Origin of the sequence: Aeromonas sp. 2HA2, assembly GCF_029237345.1 — a bacterium.
Taxonomy (GTDB): domain Bacteria; phylum Pseudomonadota; class Gammaproteobacteria; order Enterobacterales; family Aeromonadaceae; genus Aeromonas; species Aeromonas salmonicida.
The window spans coordinates 1-566 of record NZ_JAACGB010000032.1 but is presented as its reverse complement, the minus strand read 5'-3'; the positions used below and the strand labels follow the sequence as shown (position 1 = coordinate 566).

Below are 566 nucleotides of genomic sequence, written 5' to 3'. Positions count from 1 at the left end.
GGCCAGCTGAAGATCAGCGACGTGGACGGGGCCGACGAGGTGGCGTTCAAGACGGACGCGGCCAGCATCACCGCCAGCCCGGATGCACTGGGCAGCCTGAGCATCACGGCTGACGGCACCTGGACCTACAACGTCGACAACAGCAAAGTGCAGTACCTGGGCAAAGACGAGACCAAGGTTGAGACCTTCACCGTGCAGAGCGTCGATGGCACCCCGCACATTGTGACCATCACCATCACCGGGGTGAACGACGGCTCGGTGCAGATCAGCGGCAGCGATGACGCGGGCGGTGTGACCGAAGACCTGAACGTCTCGACCGCAGGCCTGCTGAGCGACAGCGGCCAGCTGAAGATCAGCGACGTGGACGGGGCCGACGAGGTGGCGTTCAAGACGGACGCGGCCAGCATCACCGCCAGCCCGGATGCACTGGGCAGCCTGAGCATCACGGCTGACGGCACCTGGACCTACAACGTCGACAACAGCAAAGTGCAGTACCTGGGCAAAGACGAGACCAAGGTTGAGACCTTCACCGTGCAGAGCGTCGATGGCACCCCGCACATTGTGAC

Annotated in this window: 1 protein-coding gene; it reads left to right on the top strand. The window is 63.6% G+C overall.

The features are described from left to right. Positions 1-39 precede the first annotated feature (39 nt). Positions 40-566 (top strand): VCBS domain-containing protein (locus tag GWQ29_RS21225; RefSeq protein WP_275910252.1); only part of this gene is annotated, 527 nt, incomplete at its 3' end.